Genomic DNA, 18,284 nt, shown 5'->3' on the forward strand with positions numbered 1-18,284 from the left:
GCAGCCTTTCGTATTATATCCCCATTTCTTTCATCACTTTAAGCAGCAGGTCCGGCCTGTTGGTTAGGATCCCATCTGCCCCGGCTGCAATTAATTTTTTCATTGTTTTCGGATCATCAATGGTCCAGTAATGAACTTGCATGCCGCGCAGATGTGCACCATCAATCAATTTCTTGTCCGTTAAATCGAAACCGCTATCCGCAACGGGTAACTGAAAATCATCCACCTGCGGCTGATATAAATCTCGTAAAAAGAACTTATGAAACACAACAAATTTTGTTACCTCTTGTTTACCAGCACAAGTAGCCACTCGCTGCTTTGCGTACTTATCAAAGGTTTTAAGAATATTTTGGTCAAAAGAGGCAACAAGTATTTTATCCTCCATGTGATACTTTTCAATTAAAGCCCAGAGCTTTTTAGCCATTTCTTCATATCGCTTCGGCGGATTATCATCCTTAATCTCCATCTCAATCCTCATGTTCCCGAACCTTTGAAAAATCTCTACAGCGGTTGGAATATAAACACCTTTGCCACGAAAACTGTATTGGCCGTGCACGTCTTTAAAATGGTACCCGGCATCAAGCTTTTGGATTTCCTTCAGGGTCAAGTCTTTTACAGCCCCATGTCCATTTGTTGTCCGGTCAACAGTCGGGTCATGGATGGCTACTAACTGCCCATCTTTTGTTATATGGAGGTCAGTTTCGAGTGCATCAACCCCAAGTTTTGCTGCATTAGAAAATGACGCAATTGTATTGGAGGGAGCGAGCAGTTCACCGCCTTGATGGGCAACAACCAATGGACGGTTATTTTTGAAAAATGGCTTCTCCTTAATAGGCTGAACGGGCAAAAGATTAACAGGAGCAGAAAAAGAAGAAGAGCCGGTACAAGAATCTTTAAAAATTTGACGCCTCGCCTTTTTGTTTTATCAATGGTGATTTGCGCCATAGACCACTAGTAGCCTTTCGAAAAATCTACTAGATTTTCTGATGGAGTTTGTTCGGAAAGATAGCTTTTTAAATTTGGAATAAGTATTTTTTCAATTACCCGCTGATTATAATGTTCAGTTGAGCCGGAGGTGTGTGGGGTAATAATCACGTTCTCCATTTCCCATAACGGACTGTCTTCAGTCAATGGTTCTTTTTCAAAAACATCGAGCCCAGCACCGGAAATTTTTCCGTTTTGTAGGGCTTGAACCAAATCCTTTTCTACGACAATTTCACCACGGCCAATATTAATGAAAAAGGCAGAAGGTTTCATTTGATCAAATTGCTCTTTTCCGATTAATTGATACGTTTCCTTCGTTAATGGCATTGTAATCACAACATAATCACAATTTGGCAGGAGGGCATCGAGTTTGTTCGGTGTATACATTTCATCGACATATTCTTCAGGATTTCCTGAGTGACGGACGCCGATTACATGCATACCAAAGGCTTTCGCTATTTTTGCGGTTTCCTTTCCGATTGCCCCAACACCTAAAATTCCAATCGTCTTTTCATGCAATTCCAAGCCCATGTTTGCATGGTGCCATTTTTTCGATTGTTGGTTCTTTACATAGGTATGGATTTTTCTCGTTAACCCTAGCATTAAGCCAAAGATGGTTTCAGAAATAGGGTAGGAATGCACACCATTAGCGCTCGTCACGAAAACGTTTTTTGATTCCAGTTTTTCAATTGGCAGGGAGTTGACTCCGGCACTCCATGTCTGAAGCCATTTTAGTTTTGAATCAGGGGTGAGGCAAGATTCTTCAAGCCCCCGTTTCCAACCGGCAATAATTTCTGCATCCTGCAGGTGTTCTTGCCAAATTTCTTTATCTTTTCCTACGATTAATTCCCAATCAGGGATGATTTCTTGGATTAGGTTAACTTGCTGCTGTGTTAATTTATGGGTAATGACCATTTTTCTCTTTTCCATACCATCGCTCCGTTCTATTAAAAATCTATTAACTAAATTTTATGATAACGGAAAAATAGGAAAAATGGTAACATCTTTATATTAATAAAGTTTGTTACCAGATTAAATTCCTGGGAGGATGTATTATGCTTTCATTGGAGCAATGTCACTTAATTTTAGAATATATTGACGGGTTAGTTGTAGTGGATAAAGATGCGAAAATCATATATATGAATCAAAAAACGGCAGACTAAATTAAGGTGGATCTGAAAGAGATTATTGGAAAACATGTTCACGATGTGATTCCCACCACGAAAATTCATAAAACGGTCGAAATGAAAACACCCGCCATTGCTGACCCTTATTTTTTAGAAAATGCGACCCTCATTAGTACGCGGTACCCTATCTATGAAAAAGATGGAACGTTCTTTGGCGTGGTCGAGTACGATTTGTTTGATAACTATGATTTACTTAATAATTTTGTTAAAAAAATAGAAAGTCTCATAGGAATCATTCATTTGCTGTTCATCACAAAGTTTTTCCGGAAACAACCGCCGGAGTTGGGTCTTGGTGATTCGGAAAATTTCGCATCTTAGAAGAATATAACAACAAATAAACCTGCCTTTAATGGCAGGTTTATTTATAATTAGTCTCTAATGAAACGAATCTCTTATTAAATTAGATATTTTCTCTCTTTCTTCTTACTTGCTGGACCCTCATTGCCACTAATCCAGCTAGTAGTAGGGCAAGTCCCAATGCAGCATAATTGTACATTGATGTTGCAGTGTCTGGTAATGAATTATCTGTTGCGAATGCAGGACTCTTGCTGCCTTTATCAGCGGAATCTGATGTTGGGTGATCACTTCCGCCATCCCCAGGATTTTCAGTAGTGGTGTCATTACCAGTATCCCCGGGATTATCAGTAGGGTTATCATTACCGGTATCTCCTGGATTATCGCCAGGGTTAGTAGTACCGTCATCACCAGGATTTCCATTCCCAGGATCGTCTGTTTTCGATTTAATGTTATTAATTTCGATGACCTTTACTTTTTGGACGCCTTTACCATCCAAAACATAAACGGTATATCTTCCGTTCTCGGTAACATCAAACTGGTTATCCGTTATGTCAGTCCCATCGTTGGCAAAATCATCAATCGTTTTTTTACCAGCAAGCCATTTCATCTGTAGGACCTCTTCGGCATTGGTGGAAACTTTGATTGTCACTGGTCCATCTGTTTCCTCTGTTGGCGAAGCCGCTAAGTCAAGGGTGAAATCAGGTGCAGGTGCCTGTTTAATATTGTTGATATCGATGACCTTCACTTTTTCAAGCCCAGTGCCATCCTTAACATAAACGGTGTATTTATTATTTTCAGTTATATCAAATTTATTGTCAGTAATGTTTTCTCCTTGGTTAGTGAAATCTGCAACGGTTTTTTCGCCTTTTAGCCATTTCATTGCAATAACTTCTTTTGCCGTGGAAGAAACAGAAATTGTTACCTTTTCCGCTGGCTTTGTTGTTGATGGTGTTAGCGTAATATCAAAATCCTGTGGTGTAAAGGTTTTTAAAATATCATTTGCTAAACCAGCTAAGACTTGATGGCCGGTAGTATTTGGATGAATATCTCCAGGTAAGATTAATTCAGCTTGTCTTCCATTAAACGCGGAATAGGCATTAGCTATGTGGGCACCAAAGGTCTGCGCAAGAGGGTTAATAACCTGTGAATTAACAGCTGGGATAACTTTTTCACCAAGGTCATGTAAAGGACCAGCGCTGGTTCCAAATGGATTATATAGGTTGTAAAGAATAATTTGTGCATCAGGATTCACATTTTCAACCGTTGTGATTACTGCACCTAGATTTGCTGGTAATTTTGAAATAGCATTCAATAAAGCAGCGGTTGCTGCATTAATTTGGTCCTGAGTTGGCAGTACCGGCGGGTTAGCTTTTAATTGATCTAATATTACTTTTACTTCCGGAAGCGACAATAAATCATTATTTCCGATATCCAACGTAATCAAGTCAGCTTTTTTAATTGCATCCATATTCTCAGCGGTGCTCAATGCTGCTAATAAATCAGTAGTTTTCCAGCCAGGGGCACTAATATTTTTTGAGACCGTATATTCGTCAGTTCCAATTAGATAGGGAAATGCTTGTGAACGATCTTGAAGATTCCATCCGTATGTAATCGAATCCCCTAAGGCAACAATGGTTTTTTTATCGTTATTTTCGGCAAAAACAAACGAAGACAAGAAGGTATTTAGTGCCAGTATTAATACAAATAAAATCGACAACTTTTTAAAAATCAACAAAAATTCCCTCCAATTATGTAATTTTTTCCTACCAAAACTATTATAGTTTCATATTTTTTGAATATTCAACAATTACAATTCTACAAATTATGCAAAATGTCCTATGACATGGGTAATAGGGAGTGATTTCTGAGAGCGAAATATTCAAAAAAATTCGGTGTTATCTGTTAAAATAAGAATGGAAACGTTTTCGAAACTTAGAGAGGTGATTGTGGGATGAAACATCCATATTTAACGGAAGACCATGAAATTTTCCGCAAATCCTTACGAAAGTTTTTGGACAAAGAAGCATATCCCTTTTATGAACAGTGGGAGGAGAATCGCCTTATTCCTCGTTCCTTTTGGACAAAAATGGGGGAGCAGGGATTCCTTTGCCCTGATTTAGAGGAGAAATATGGAGGGAGTGGGGTTGACTGGGGTTTTTCCGTTGTCATTAATGAGGAACTCGAACGCGTAGGATCCGGATTAGTGGGGCTTGGACTTCACAGCGATATTGTCATTCCCTACATCACCGCCTTTGGAACAGAGGAACAAAAAAAGCGCTGGCTGCCAAGGTGTGCTTTGGGTGAGTTGATTACAGCGATTGCGATGACAGAACCAGGGACGGGTTCAGACCTGGCTAATATTAAAACAACCGCAAAACTTGATGGAAGTCATTATTTAGTAAATGGACAAAAAACGTTTATTACCAATGGAATTCAATCGGATTTAATCCTAGTTGCTTGTAAAACCGACCCGAATGCCAAGCCAAAACATAAAGGAATCAGCCTATTGATGGTAGAAAGAGGCACTCCCGGTTTTTCCAGAGGGAGAAAGCTGAACAAGGTTGGCTTGCATTGCCAGGATACTGCCGAACTTATTTTTGAAGATTGCAAGGTTCCAAAAGAAAATCTTATTGGTGAGGAAGGAAAAGGCTTCCTCCATATGATGGATAAACTACAGCAGGAGCGGCTTGTTGTGGCGATACAGGCCCAGAAAGCAGCAGAGGTAATGCTAAAACTAACAATAGATTATGTAAAAAGCCGTGAAGCTTTCGGAAAGTCCATCAGCCAATTCCAAAATACCCAGTTTAAAATCGCTGAGATGGCAGCCGACATTGAAATGGGCAGGGCCTTTTTAGATCAACTGATTGCAGAACATATCGAGAGTAAAAATGTTGTGACGAAGGTTTCAATGGCAAAATGGAAACTTACAGAAAATGCAAAGAAGATTGCCTCCGAATGTATGCAGCTGCACGGCGGCTATGGCTACATGGAAGAATATGAGATTGCGAGAAGATTCCGTGATATACAAGTTTCCAGCATTTATGCGGGGACGAATGAAATTATGAAAACAATTATTGCAAAAAAACTAGGATTATAGAAAAGAGGGGTCGATAATTGATGCGGGAAGTAGTTATTGTAGAAGGAGTTCGAACACCGGTTGGAAAAAGAAATGGAGTATTAAAGGAAATTCGTCCAGATGACCTGGCAGCATTTACATTAAAAGAATTAGTAAATCGAGCCGGGATAGACCCTGCCATTATTGATGATGTCATCCTTGGATGTGTCACACAGGTAAGTGAACAAGCAGGAGATATTGCCCGAGTCGCGGCATTGATTGCCGGATTCCCGATTGAAGTCCCAGGGACGACGATTGACCGCCAATGCGGTTCAAGCCAGCAGGCTGTTCATTTCGCTGCACAGGCCATCCTCGCGGGAGATATGGATGTCGTAATAGCTGGTGGTGTTGAAAGCATGTCCCGGGTGCCGATGGGGTCTAGCTATAAAGGAGCTGGAGACCCTTTCAGCCCCAATTTAAGAAAACGATTTGAGATGATTCACCAAGGGCTTTCTGCAGAGCGGATTGCTGAAAAATATGGTTTTACCCGAAAGGAGCTTGATCAATTTTCACTCGAAAGTCACGAAAAGGCATTGCGTGCACAAGCCGAGGGCCATTTTGCCAGTGAAATTTTTCCACTTGAAGTAACACTTCCTGATGGCACATCAGCGGTTATTAGGGATGACCAAGGGCCAAGAAGAGGAACTTCTTTAGAGGCACTTGCCGGACTAAAAACCTCCTTTGTTGAGGATGGGGTTATTCATGCGGGAAATTCCAGTCAAATCAGCGATGGCGCAGCAGCCCTTTTACTTATGTCCCGAGAAAAGGCAGAGGAGCTGGGGTTAAAACCTCGCTTCCGCGTTCATACCCGTGTTGTCGTTGGATCGGATCCAACCTTGATGCTGACAGGGCCAATCCCGGCCACCCAAAAGGCATTGGAAAAATCAGGTCTATCCATTGATGATATTGATATTTTTGAGGTCAACGAAGCGTTTGCACCAGTAGCAATGGCCTGGTTAAAAGAAACAGGTGCGGATCCGGCCAAGTTGAATCCAAATGGAGGTGCGATTGCTTTGGGTCATCCATTGGGCGCCAGCGGGGCACGGTTAATGGTGACAATGATACATGAGCTTGAACGTTCAGGCTGCCGTTATGGTCTGCAGACAATGTGTGAAGGGCATGGTATGGCAAATGCGACGATTATTGAAAGATTAGACTAATATTCTGGAGGAGATTGTATGGGAACGACGATTGGCAAAGTTTTCGATTTGACGGTTAAAAAGTTTCCGAATAAGGAAGCGATTTTTGATGTAAGAAAAAATGTTCGTTTCACTTATAAAGAATGGAACGAGCGGATCAACAGCCTTGCGGAAGCACTCATAATGGGAGGGGTTAAAAAAGGCGACCGCGTCTCGACTTTTCTATTTAATACGGAAGAATTAGGGACTGCCTTTTTTGCCTGTGCGAAAATCGGTGCCGTCTTCAATCCGATTAATTTTCGGTTAACTTCTGAGGAAGTTGCTTATATTTTAGTAGATGCCTCCCCAAAGGTTGTTCTTTTTGAAAAAGCTTTAGAGCCTATCATCGCCAACATCGAGAACCGTTTCCCAGCCATCTCCTTCTGGTATATTGATGAAGATACGCCCATCTATGCAAAAAACTTTCATGAACAGCTTGGTGCGGTTTCATCCGAACTTGTACAGGTGGAAGTTGATGAAAATGATCTATATGCGATTATGTACACAAGCGGGACAACGGGCAGACCGAAAGGGGTTATGCACAGTCATCGGAATATGATTGAGCAGAGTATGCTGGTGATTGCAGCAAAGAAATATGAAGCGATGGATGTCGGGCTGGTGACCGCGCCGATGTTCCATTGTGCGGAACTTCATTGCGCTTTCCTGCCAAGGGTTCATTTGGGATACCGTAATGTGATTCTGCACCAATTTAATCCCCAAAAAGTTCTTGAATTAATCAGTCAGGAAAAAGTCACGAAATTTTTTGCTGCTCCAACAATGTGGAATATGCTTCTTCAAGAGGATTTGAGCCAATATAACCTTAGAAGCTTGAAGCTTGGTTTATATGGAGCTGCTCCAATGGCGCCTTCCCTTGTCCATGCCTGCCACGACCGCTTGGGAATATCCCTCGTACAGGCATATGGAATGACTGAGATGGGCCCGGCGATTTCCTTTTTATCTGAAAGTGACCAACTGCGGAAAGTGGGCTCTGCAGGCCAGGCCTGCTTAAATCATGATATTCGGGTTGTCCGTCCAAGAGAGGATGGTCCATCCGATCCGGATGATATTCTGCTTCCAGGCGAACCTGGTGAAATTATTGTTCAGGGATCGTGTATGATGCTTGGCTATTTTGGCCGGGAGGAGGCGACAGAAAAAGCAATGTATAAGGGCTGGTACCACTCAGGAGATATTGGCTATATGGATGAAGAGGGCTATCTTTTTGTAAATGATCGTGTGGATGACATGATTATCAGCGGCGGGGAAAATATTTACCCGCGCGAGGTAGAAGATATTTTACATGCTCATACGGGAGTGCTGGATGTCGCAGTGGTCGGGCAGCCGGATGACCGCTGGGGTGAGACGGTAACTGCTTTTGTTGTGAAAAAAGATGCCGCTGTCAACGAACAAGAGTTGGATGATTACTGTAAAAACAGCGACAAATTAGCAAACTATAAACGGCCGAGAAAGTATGTTTTCTGTGAGGTGCTGCCGCGGAATGCCAGCGGGAAAATTCAAAAGTTTATATTACGGAAAAAGTTAGAGGAACTGTTTGCTCAAGGGGCTTTGGGAAAAGCTCAGCGATAATAAAAAAGGTTGTCAAAAAGTCGCTGCGCTTTTTGACAACCTTTGATTTAAAAGAAATGATGAAAAATAGCGGTAATCGACCGGACTATAAGGTGAAAAAGCCCTACAATTAATCTCCATATCAGACCTAATATCCCCTCAAAGATACACTCAATGATTTCTTCAAATACATAATGACGGATTTTTTTCTTGTGTTTTTTCTTTTCTTTAAATGGTTTCATCTGTGATGCCCTCTTTAGGTCTTTGATTTACTTATATTGTAATGGATTGTCTCATTAAAAAAAATACCCATTAATTGTAACTTTAATCCACTTCAAGTGCTGTCCAAAAAAAGCTCCTTATATGACTATAGAATTCGATGCTCAAAAACTCGTATAATGGAAATACGAGTTTTTTTAATAGAAAGGAGTGACTAAGTTTGTTTCAACAAGCTCTTCCTATATTAGAAACGTATTTCGGGTACAAATCCTTTCGTAAGGGTCAAGAGCAGGCGATCCGCTCTGTATTAGAGGGAAATAATACGATTTGTGTAATGCCGACCGGAGGCGGTAAATCGATTTGCTATCAAATCCCAGCAATGGTGCTTCCGGGAACGACCATCGTCATTTCTCCGCTGATTTCCTTAATGAAAGACCAAGTCGATGCCCTTATCCAGGCAGGAATTCCTGCAACATTTATCAACAGTTCCCTAAGCTATAACGAAGCAAATGAGCGAATTCGGGAATCTAAGCAGGGGAAGTACAAGCTTTTATATATAGCACCAGAGCGCATGGAATCTCAGGAATTCATTGAGGACCTTAAACAAATGGAAATTCCGTTAGTAGCTGTTGATGAAGCCCACTGTATTTCACAATGGGGACATGATTTCCGGCCGAGTTATCGCCATATACAACAAATGGTAAATAACCTTCCGCAGAAACCTATCGTCCTTGCTTTGACGGCAACAGCAACCCCAAAAGTTCGCGAAGATATTTGCACACTGCTTAAAATTGATGAAGAGAACACAGTGATGACAGGTTTTGAACGGGAGAACCTCTCTTTTTCTGTTATTAAGGGACAGGATCGTTTTAAATTTCTCATTGATTATATTAAAAAGAATGAAAAGGAAGCCGGGATTATTTATGCCGCAACCAGGAAGAATGTCAACCAGCTTTATGAAAAATTAAAGAGAGAAAACATAGAGGTTGCACGGTACCATGCGGGGATGGGAGATGTGGAACGCGCCCAAGAGCAGGATCGATTTTTGGAGGATAAAGCCTCCGTGATGGTTGCAACATCAGCATTTGGAATGGGAATAGATAAGAGCAATATAAGATACGTCCTCCATTTTCAGCTTCCAAAAAACATGGAAAGCTATTATCAAGAAGCCGGGCGTGCAGGACGAGACGGTCTTGATAGTGAATGTATTCTTCTGCATTCCTCACAGGATGTGCAAATTCAGCGCTTCCTGATTGACCAATCAAGTGACCGCAGCCGAATGACGCGGGAATTAGAAAAACTGCAGCAGATGGTGGATTACTGCCACACCGAAAACTGCTTACAGGAATTTATTTTACATTATTTCGGGGAAACCGAAACAGAACCATGCGGCAGATGCGGAAATTGCTTAGATTCCCGTTCAAGTGTGGATGTTACGAAGGAAGCACAAATGGTGCTCTCATGTATTATCCGGATGGGGCAGCGTTTCGGAAAAACACTGATCGCCCAAGTGTTAACAGGCTCGAAAAATAAAAAAGTAACCGATATGGGCTTTAACACGCTTTCTACATTTGGAATCATGAAGGACCAAAGTGTGAAAGATATCGGTGATTTCATAGAGTTTTTGATTTCTCAAGATTTAATTGCCATTGAACAAGGAACCTTTCCGACACTTTATGTTCCGCCAAAAGGTAAAGAGGTTCTTTTGGGAAAACATCAAGTTCATCGCAGGGAAATTGTTACCGTCAAACAAGTATCCAAGAGCGACCCATTATTTGAAGTACTACGTGAGGTCAGAAGAAAAATTGCAGAAGCAGAAAAAGTACCGCCATTTGTCATTTTTTCAGATGCAGCGTTAAAGGATATGTGCGCCAAAGTGCCGAAATCCAGTGATGCTTTTTTACAGGTTAGCGGTGTTGGTGAAATGAAACTGCAAAAGTATGGTCTCGATTTTATTCAGGCAATTCGTGAGTTTTGTGAGATGAATCCCGAATATCAAAGTGAGCTCACAACCGAAGCGAAGCCAGCAAAAAAGTCTCTCAAAAAGACGTTAGGTGATTCCCATTTAGAAACGCTTAAACTTCATCAAAACAACCTATCTTTAAAAGAGATTGCAAAACAGCGAGATTTATCTATTAGTACCATCGAAAACCATTTAATTCAATGTGCACAGCAGGGATTAGGGGTTGAGTTTTCAACGATTATTCCTCCTGAATACGTTCCGTTATTGGAAAAAGCGGTAGAAGAAGCAGGCCGCGAGCGCTTAAAGCCGATTAAGGAGCTTCTACCTGACGAAGTCAGCTATTTCATGATTAAGGGCTATCTTTATTTCATGAGTAAAGAAAAATAATCATATAGCTTTTTGTCGATATTTCCCGGGAATTTGAAAATAATGTAGATTTGAGGGGCCGCAAAAATAATCATTTGCGGCCTTTTGGGTCATGGTTTTCTTGCTAAGAGAATATCTTATGTTAGAATGGGAAAGGTTTTGAAAGACTGATAGTAAGGAGATTTATCATGCCAAATATGAAGAAAATCACCCCAATGTTTGATCCGTGGGAAGCTTATTTAGATGTTGAGCAATATGGAAAACTTTTGTTAAGTAATATTGAATTCACGACAACGACCCTTTGTAATATGCGCTGCGAGCATTGTGCAGTTGGATATACCTTACAGACAAAGGACCCAGAGGCACTTCCGCTTGAATTGCTCCTGCAACGGTTAGAGGAAATTCCGATGTTAAGATCGCTAAGTATCACGGGCGGGGAGCCGATGCTTTCTCTTTCTTCGGTGAAAAATTATGTGGCGCCAATTTTAAAATATGCTCATGAACGCGGTGTTCGAACACAGATTAATTCCAATTTAACATTGGATTTAGATCGTTATGAATTAATCATTCCACACCTGGATGTATTACATATATCACACAACTGGGGAACGATAGATGACTTTGTAGAAGGAGGCTTTGCCAGAATGGAAAAGCAGCCTGATTACAGTCAACGAGAAAAATATTTTGAAAGAATGATAGAAAACAGTCGTGAAATCGTAAAGGCGGGAGTAATGGTATCGGCGGAAACGATGTTGAATAAACGGACCCTGCCACATTTAGAAAAAATCCACCGGCAAATTGTTGAGGAAATGCATTGTCAACGTCATGAAGTGCACCCGATGTACCCCAGTGATTTCGCAAGCAATCTCGAGACATTAACACTGGATGAAATTAGGGCGGCGATCCATCATTTACTAGACATTAGAGATGAAAATGTGTGGATGCTGTTTGGGACGCTGCCATTCTATCCTTGCAGTCATAACCAAGCGGATTTGGATCTTTTGCGGCGCCTTTACGAAAGCAAGAATGTTACCGTGAGAAATGATCCTGACGGCCGTTCACGTCTAAATGTAAACATTTTTAACGGTGATATTATTGTCACAGATTTTGGCGATACCCCGGCGCTTGGAAATATTCAAACGACAAGGCTTGAAGATGCCTATCAAGCTTGGCAAGCTTCAAGTATCGCAAATGAATTAAATTGTCACTGTCCGGCTGTTTCATGCCTTGGTCCGAACATCTTAGTGAAGAACAGTTATTATAAAGAGCTTGATTTTACTACTTTAGATGCGAAAATAGCAAAATAGCTATTAGAAAAGGCCGTATGTTTTCACATGCGGCCTATGCTGTATGCTTTAAAAACTTTGGCTGATAGTGGACAGCGGCAAATAAAATCAACCCACTAATAATAAGTAAGGCGCTTGTACTGATGAATACGGCGGAATATCCAAAGGTTCCGGAAATAAAACCACCGAGCATCGGGCCGATAATATTTCCAAAAAAACGAAAGCTTGTATTATAACCAAGCACTTCTCCTTGCATTGCAATCGGTGCCTCTTGCCGGATATAAGCAATTCGGGTCGGAACAACGCCGCCGATCAAAACGCCAAGAACAAAACGGATGAAAACTAGCTGCCAAAATTGTGTGACAGCCGCCCCTGGTAAATAGATGAACCCTGCCGCCAAGAGGAGGATGATTAAGATTTTCGTATATCCGTACTTGTCCGAGATTTTCCCCCATCTTTTCGTCATCATCAAGTTTCCTAGGCCAGCAGCGGAGAAGGCAATTCCTGAATACAATGCGACATTTGTTTTTCCATGCAGGTCACTGACAAATAAAGAGAGAATCGGCTGAACACTAAAATGAGCAATCTGTTCAAGCGATGAAAGTAATATAACCGTAAGAAAAACAGGGTTTTTTACGATATGCATTAAAACCTCTTTACTTGAGTAATGAGATTTCGTGCTTTTGCTGGTTTCAATGCGGAACTCTTTGGTGAAAATAACCAACAGAGCTGATATGAAAATGGAAATAGATGTCCATTTAAATGAGGTTGCATATCCAAGTGAATCCGCTAGAACGCCCCCAAGCATGGGCCCCAATAACGAGCCGGTAATACTGCCTGTCTGAAGTGTCCCCAATACTCTTCCAGCGATTTTTTTGGCGTCTGTGTTGAAATGTATGCCTGGGACATGGAAATAATACCAGAGAAAAACCCCATGAAGAAGCGGAGCATAAATAATTGAAAAACAGACTGAGCAAATCCCATTAGTAAGATGGAGGTTCCCATACCTACTCCAGAATAAATGAGAATTTTTTTCCTGCCAAACCGATCGCCAACTTTCCCCCAAATAGGTGAAAAGATAAAAGCGGACATAAAGGTGATTCCAAAAGTTAATCCAGACCAGTGTTGTACATACCTTTCTGAAAAGTTCCCCATCGACTCAATATATAGTGAAATAAAAGGCAACACCATCGTCATACTGCCGCCAACAAAAAAGTTGGCAAACCACATAATCCTTAGGTTTCGCTTTGCAGCTTCCTGTTGATACACGATAAATAGCACTTCTTTCTAAAAATATTTCGTTTATCTAAATATTATAGTGCCGAATTAAATTTTATTACAGTTAAAATTCAATTAGAAAAGGACGTCCTAATTGCTAAGGCAAAATCCATATTACCGTTTGCGAAAGGTCTTCATGGGAGGGATGAAGGCCAAAAGTCTGAGGGTGCATGTTGGAAAAGGTCTTCATAGGAGGGATGAAGACCAAAAGTCTGAGGGTACATGTTGGAAAAGGTCTTCATGGGAGGGATGAAGACCAAAAGTCTGAGGGTACATGTTGGAAAAGGTCTTCATGAGAGGGATGAAGGCCAAAAGTCTGAGGGTACATGGTGGCAAAGGTCATCATAGGAGGGTTGAAGACCAAAAGTCTGATGGTACACGGTGGAAAAGGTCTTCATGGAAGGGATGAAGACCAAAAGTCTGAGGGTACATGGTGGCAAAGGTCATCATAGGAGGGATGAAGATCAAAAGTCTGAGGGTAAAAAATTATTCTATTAGAAATATTCAAAACACTATTGACAATTTGGTAATAGGAGTTAAAATAAGTTTATTATAAAAACTAGATTCATATAATATTGCGTTCTCTTATCAAGAGTGGCAGAGGGACTGGCCCGATGATGCCCAGCAACCGTTCCTAATTGGAATTGGTGCTAAATCCTGCAAAACAATTACTTGTTTTGAAAGATAAGAGAGGAGAAATCTCTTTTTACTAGTGATTTAAACCTCTCTTTTTAGAGAGGTTTTTTTATTTTAAAAAAGAGACCCTCCATCTTGGTATAGGACAGCAATAGAAAAAGGGGGAGCATTTCGATGAGGAAAAATCTATTAAAAAGTACACTCGTTTCAGCACTAGCAGCTACATTACTATTATCAGGCTGTGCTTCAGGGAGTACGACAAAGCAAGCAAGCGGAGACAAAAATGTTTCATTAAAAGGTGTACCAGCTGTATATGCGAAGGGAAATCATTTTAAAATTAAGGTCATCCGTAAAATCGGTGGAGACGATCATACAGCACAATTTTTAGCTGGTGCCAAGCAAGAAGGGGAAGCACTTGGCTTCCAAGTCGACGTATTTACCGCTAATGGCGATACAGCTAAATTCCATGATGCGATTAACCAAGCATTGGACCAAAACTATGATGGTTACATTATTTCTCATGGAGATGATGATGCAACCGTCAATGATGTGAAGAAGATTGTTGAAAAAGGGAAAAGCGTTGTTACCTTCGACTCAAATCCAAAAATTGCGGATGTGGATGGTGTCACGTTAACTTCTCAAGATGATGAAAAGTTAGCGCAATTAACCCTTGATCAATTAGTAAAAGAAACAAACGGAAAAGCCAATATTGCCTATCTTTGGGTCGACGGATTCCCGGCAATGGTTAGAAGAAATAAGATTTACCAAGATGTTCTTAAGAAAAATCCTGTATTAAAGAAGTGGACCGTTTTGGTGTAGCGGCTGCTGATACAAGTGTCCAAACGCAAAATGCAGTTGCCGCAATGTTAAATAAATATCCAAAAGGAAAATTAGATGCGATTTTTGCCACATGGGATGCCTTCGCGATTGGTGCCGCACGTGCTCTTAAAGAAGCAGGACGTGAAGAAGTGAAAATCTATGGAATTGACGTTTCAAACTCTGATTTACAAGAAATTCAGCGTCAAGGCAGTGCTTGGAAATATACTGCTGCCGTTGACCCTAAATTGATTGGTGCAGTCGATATGAGAATTTTAGCTAAAAAACTAGCAAAAGAGGAAACACCAAAAAAATATGACCTTGAAGCATCGCTTGTATCACAAAGTGATCTGCAAAAGTCCAAGCAGCCAGTAAACATGGTAAATCTTGCAGAAATCATCCCTGGATGGGGTCAATCTACTGCATTTGAAGAGGATTGGATGAAGACACTAAAAGATCATTACAAGAAATAATGCAGTTCTGATCACACTCTCTTTTTCAGATGATGAAGAGAGTGTTTTCTTGAAAGGGGGAGACCATTTTGGCGAAGACAACACTAGAAATGAAAGACATATCAATTGAGTTCCCCGGGGTAAAAGCATTAAATCATGTTCATTTTACAATGGAAACAGGAAAAGTCCATGCTTTGATCGGGGCGAATGGGGCTGGTAAATCAACTTTAATGAAGGTTCTTTCCGGTGCTTACAGCCACTATACAGGTGAAATAGCGATAAATGGCCAGAAGCAGGACATTCGCTCGCCGAAAAAAGCACAGGATGCGGGAATTCAAATAGTTTATCAGGAAGTAGATACTGCACTTATCTCCTACTTAACGGTTGCCGAAAATATTATGTTGCTTGAAACGGTTCACAGCATGGGTAAAAAGCAGTTGATTAAATGGACAGAGCTCCATGAAAAAGCGGCTGCAATATTAGCAGGCATGAATATTGAAATTTCTACGAAAAAGCTAGTAAGCGAACTGACACTCGCGGAAAAACAAATGGTCCTAATTGCACGGGCGATCTCCCAGCAATGTGAATTTTTGATTTTAGACGAGCCGACAGCACCATTAAGCCATACCGAAACAACAGAGCTGTTCCGAATCATCCGAGATCTGCAAAAACAAAATGTCGGGATTATTTTTATCTCCCACCGCCTTCCGGAAATATTTGAAATCTGCGATGAAATTACCATTATGAGAAACGGCGAATGGGTCGCGACCGAAAGAATAGCAGATACCACGCAAAATAAAGTTGTGGAGAAAATGCTGGGTCAAAAATTGGAGGAGCAGTTCCCCGAACTGCATACTCAAATTGGAAACACTGTACTTGAGGTAAACAGCCTTTCAGACCAAGATAAAATACGCGATTTATCATTACATGTCAAATCGGGAGAAATTGTCGGGATTGCTGGTTTAGTAGGGGCAGGAAAAACCGAGCTGTGTAAGGCGTTGTTTGGATCGGAAAAATTGACCACAGGTGAAATTATTTTACATGGCAAAAAGCTGAAATTGCGCAGTCCACATGATGCAGTGGTAAATGGAGTAGCGTTAGTGCCGGAGGAAAGGCGCAAAGAGGGGATTCTAGTCCTTGAGTCCGTTGAAACGAATTTAACCGCTGCAAATTTAAACCGATTTACAAAAGTATTTGGTTTTGTTGATCGAAAAAAAGAGAAGGAAAATGCTAAACAATTCATCCAACGCCTCGGAATTAAAACGCCATCAGAGGATACCAAGGTACAAAACCTTTCTGGAGGGAATCAGCAAAAAGTTGCGATTGGGAAATGGCTTGTTGCTGAAGCAGATGTTTATATTTTTGACGAACCTACTAAAGGGGTAGATGTCGGGGCAAAGAAGGATATCTTCGATTTAATTGCGGAATTGGCGAAACGCGGGAAAGCCATCCTTTATGCAACATCAGAGTTATCTGAAATCATCGGCATCACGAATCGGGTCTATTGTTTATATGATGGACAGGCGGTAAAAGAATTGGAAACAAAATCAACAACAGAAGAAGAGCTTTTATTCTATTCAACAGGAGGCAGGTAATAATGGAAGCAAAAATACAATCAAAGCCACAAGAGAAAAAAACATTTGACCTGTTTCAGTTTTTTTATAAATATGGAACAATCATCACGATTGTTGCCTTAATCATTATTTTTTCGGCTGCTAATTCTAATTTTATTCAAGGAAGCAATATCGTTAATATCCTTCGTTCGATTTCAATTGTGACGATTATTGCAATTGGGATCACAATCTCGTTATCCGTTGATGGGTTTGACTTATCGGTTGGGTCCGTCGCATCGCTTTCCAATGCTATCGTGATTTCGATGTTTGTTTGGTTTTCACAAAATACATTGGTTGCGATTATCTCAGCAATTGCCGCTTCTATTGTGGTCGGGGCCGTGAATTCCTTCATGATTGTAAAAATGCGGATTCCAGATATGCTGATGACGTTGGCAACAATGTTTATCATTCAAGGGACAGCGTTAACCTATACAAAAGGGGCAACCGTTTCGCAAAACATGGTGATGCCGGATGGCACAATGGCAGAAGGTCTCATTAGTCCATTTTTTGCAAAAATTGGTGAGGTTCCGTGGATCATTATTATCATGGCTGTGGCGGTTTTAGTTGTTCATATTTTTTTAAACTATACGAAACATGGACGCTACATGTATGTAATTGGCGGGAATAAGGAGGCAGCGAGGCTTTCGGGGATTCCGGTTAATAAGTATAAGGTGGCAGCCTACCTGCTTTCAGCTCTTTTTGCTTCGATTGGCGGGATTGTTCTTGCCTCTCGTGTCATGACATCGGAGATCAATTCCGGGGCTCCATATTTGATGGACTCGGTTGCTGCAGCATTTATTGGATTTTCTGTTCTTGGTGCAGGGAAAGCGAATGCCTTTGGAACTTTTATCGGAGCTGTTTTGATTGGGATTCTTCAAAACGGACTCGTTATGTTGTCTGTTCCTTATTATGCAATGGATATCGTTAAAGGAACTGTGTTAGCTTTTGCGCTAGCGATTACGTACTATAAGCAAAAAGCATAGATGATTGTATTTGACCTTTTCGTGTTGGCGAAGAGGTCTTATTTTTTTATAAATTGGCACAATAAGGGGATAGGAAGGATTGTTGTGGAAAACTATGAGGTGTTTTTGCGCAGTAAAAACTGGATTGACAATGATTTGGATGCAAGGTACATCAATGTAAACCATCCCTATGCCATTTTAGTTTCCGGTGAGGAAGGCCAGGTTACCTTAAGAGGGAATACAGGTGATGATAACGGACAGAACGGGGAAGAGATTTTCAGTTTCAATTCTTTGAGAGAGCTCCAGGAATGGTTTGAAAACAATATTGGCGAGTGACTTTTCTACTGGGGAAAGCCGCTGGTCTTGCAA

General features: G+C 41.0%; 13 protein-coding genes, 2 pseudogenes and 1 riboswitch. Of the genes and pseudogenes, 10 read left to right on the forward strand and 5 right to left on the reverse strand.

All coding sequences use genetic code 11. From position 1 onward, the window contains the following. Positions 1-13 precede the first annotated feature (13 nt). A complete protein-coding gene (locus tag RCG21_RS05955; protein WP_308912966.1) occupies positions 14-847 on the reverse strand; it encodes a glycerophosphodiester phosphodiesterase family protein in 834 nt (277 codons plus the stop codon). Positions 848-951: 104 nt separating this feature from the next. After that, the gene (locus tag RCG21_RS05960) at positions 952-1,914 is read right to left on the reverse strand and encodes a D-2-hydroxyacid dehydrogenase (protein ID WP_308912967.1); all 963 of its coding nucleotides are present in this window, start codon (positions 1,912-1,914) and stop codon (positions 952-954) included. Between the two features lie 239 nt (positions 1,915-2,153). On the opposite strand from RCG21_RS05960, the gene RCG21_RS05965 reads away from it, so the two are divergent. Next, positions 2,154-2,489 carry a hypothetical protein gene (locus RCG21_RS05965; protein ID WP_308912968.1) on the forward strand — a complete coding sequence of 112 codons (336 nt, stop codon included), beginning with the start codon at positions 2,154-2,156 and terminating at the stop codon, positions 2,487-2,489. Positions 2,490-2,571: 82 nt separating this feature from the next. On the opposite strand, the gene RCG21_RS05970 is transcribed toward RCG21_RS05965, so the two are convergent. Beyond that, complete coding sequence (locus RCG21_RS05970; protein WP_308912969.1) at positions 2,572-4,203, reverse strand: SGNH/GDSL hydrolase family protein; 1,632 nt, start codon at positions 4,201-4,203, stop codon at positions 2,572-2,574. 216 nt (positions 4,204-4,419) lie between these two features. On the opposite strand from RCG21_RS05970, the gene RCG21_RS05975 reads away from it, so the two are divergent. From RCG21_RS05975 to RCG21_RS05985, 3 genes are read left to right on the forward strand one after another with little or no spacing between them, the layout of a single operon-like run. After that, positions 4,420-5,565 carry an acyl-CoA dehydrogenase family protein gene (locus RCG21_RS05975; RefSeq protein WP_308912970.1) on the forward strand — a complete coding sequence of 382 codons (1,146 nt, stop codon included), beginning with the start codon at positions 4,420-4,422 and terminating at the stop codon, positions 5,563-5,565. A 20-nt stretch (positions 5,566-5,585) separates the two neighbouring features. After that, on the forward strand, positions 5,586-6,743 hold the full coding sequence (locus tag RCG21_RS05980; protein WP_308912971.1) for a thiolase family protein: 1,158 nt from the start codon (positions 5,586-5,588) through the stop codon (positions 6,741-6,743). Positions 6,744-6,761: 18 nt separating this feature from the next. Continuing rightward, positions 6,762-8,345 (forward strand): fatty acid--CoA ligase, encoded by a 1,584-nt coding sequence (locus tag RCG21_RS05985; RefSeq protein WP_308912972.1) that lies wholly within the window; start codon positions 6,762-6,764, stop codon positions 8,343-8,345. Positions 8,346-8,392: 47 nt separating this feature from the next. Here RCG21_RS05985 and RCG21_RS05990 read toward each other — a convergent pair whose 3' ends face one another. Next, positions 8,393-8,566, reverse strand: coding sequence for a hypothetical protein (locus tag RCG21_RS05990; protein WP_308912973.1), 174 nt, complete (start codon positions 8,564-8,566; stop codon positions 8,393-8,395). Between the two features lie 197 nt (positions 8,567-8,763). Here RCG21_RS05990 and recQ point away from each other — a divergent pair, with 197 nt between their 5' ends. Continuing rightward, complete coding sequence (gene recQ / locus RCG21_RS05995; protein WP_308912974.1) at positions 8,764-10,893, forward strand: DNA helicase RecQ; 2,130 nt, start codon at positions 8,764-8,766, stop codon at positions 10,891-10,893. A 167-nt stretch (positions 10,894-11,060) separates the two neighbouring features. Further along, positions 11,061-12,179, forward strand: a complete 1,119-nt coding sequence (gene yfkAB, locus RCG21_RS06000) for a radical SAM/CxCxxxxC motif protein YfkAB (RefSeq protein WP_133336342.1) — start codon at positions 11,061-11,063, stop codon at positions 12,177-12,179. Between the two features lie 34 nt (positions 12,180-12,213). Here yfkAB and RCG21_RS06005 read toward each other — a convergent pair. Further along, a pseudogene (locus tag RCG21_RS06005) lies at positions 12,214-13,388 on the reverse strand (MFS transporter). Positions 13,389-14,018: 630 nt separating this feature from the next. Then, a riboswitch (SAM riboswitch) is annotated at positions 14,019-14,127 on the forward strand. A 119-nt stretch (positions 14,128-14,246) separates the two neighbouring features. Here RCG21_RS06005 and RCG21_RS06010 point away from each other — a divergent pair. From RCG21_RS06010 to RCG21_RS06025, 4 genes and pseudogenes are all read left to right on the forward strand, one after another. Beyond that, positions 14,247-15,361: pseudogene (locus tag RCG21_RS06010) on the forward strand (sugar ABC transporter substrate-binding protein). Positions 15,362-15,450: 89 nt separating this feature from the next. After that, a complete protein-coding gene (locus tag RCG21_RS06015; protein ID WP_308914251.1) occupies positions 15,451-16,935 on the forward strand; it encodes a sugar ABC transporter ATP-binding protein in 1,485 nt (494 codons plus the stop codon). Positions 16,936-16,937: 2 nt separating this feature from the next. Further along, a complete protein-coding gene (locus tag RCG21_RS06020) occupies positions 16,938-17,936 on the forward strand; it encodes an ABC transporter permease (RefSeq protein ID WP_308912975.1) in 999 nt (332 codons plus the stop codon). Between the two features lie 84 nt (positions 17,937-18,020). Continuing rightward, positions 18,021-18,251 (forward strand): hypothetical protein, encoded by a 231-nt coding sequence (locus tag RCG21_RS06025; RefSeq protein ID WP_026573135.1) that lies wholly within the window; start codon positions 18,021-18,023, stop codon positions 18,249-18,251. Positions 18,252-18,284: the final 33 nt, after the last annotated feature.

The organism is Bacillus salipaludis, from assembly GCF_030938565.1.
In the GTDB taxonomy this organism is placed as follows: Bacteria; Bacillota; Bacilli; order Bacillales; family Cytobacillaceae; genus Neobacillus; species Neobacillus salipaludis_A.

Coding starts and splice junctions, on each gene's coding strand:
- RCG21_RS05990 (WP_308912973.1), bottom strand. CDS start 8,566: ATGAAACCATTTAAAGAAAAGAAAAAACACAAGAAAAAAATCCGTCAT.
- yfkAB (WP_133336342.1), top strand. CDS start 11,061: ATGCCAAATATGAAGAAAATCACCCCAATGTTTGATCCGTGGGAAGCT.
- RCG21_RS06020 (WP_308912975.1), top strand. CDS start 16,938: ATGGAAGCAAAAATACAATCAAAGCCACAAGAGAAAAAAACATTTGAC.
- RCG21_RS05960 (WP_308912967.1), bottom strand. CDS start 1,914: ATGGAAAAGAGAAAAATGGTCATTACCCATAAATTAACACAGCAGCAA.
- RCG21_RS05980 (WP_308912971.1), top strand. CDS start 5,586: ATGCGGGAAGTAGTTATTGTAGAAGGAGTTCGAACACCGGTTGGAAAA.
- RCG21_RS05975 (WP_308912970.1), top strand. CDS start 4,420: ATGAAACATCCATATTTAACGGAAGACCATGAAATTTTCCGCAAATCC.
- RCG21_RS05985 (WP_308912972.1), top strand. CDS start 6,762: ATGGGAACGACGATTGGCAAAGTTTTCGATTTGACGGTTAAAAAGTTT.
- RCG21_RS06015 (WP_308914251.1), top strand. CDS start 15,451: ATGAAAGACATATCAATTGAGTTCCCCGGGGTAAAAGCATTAAATCAT.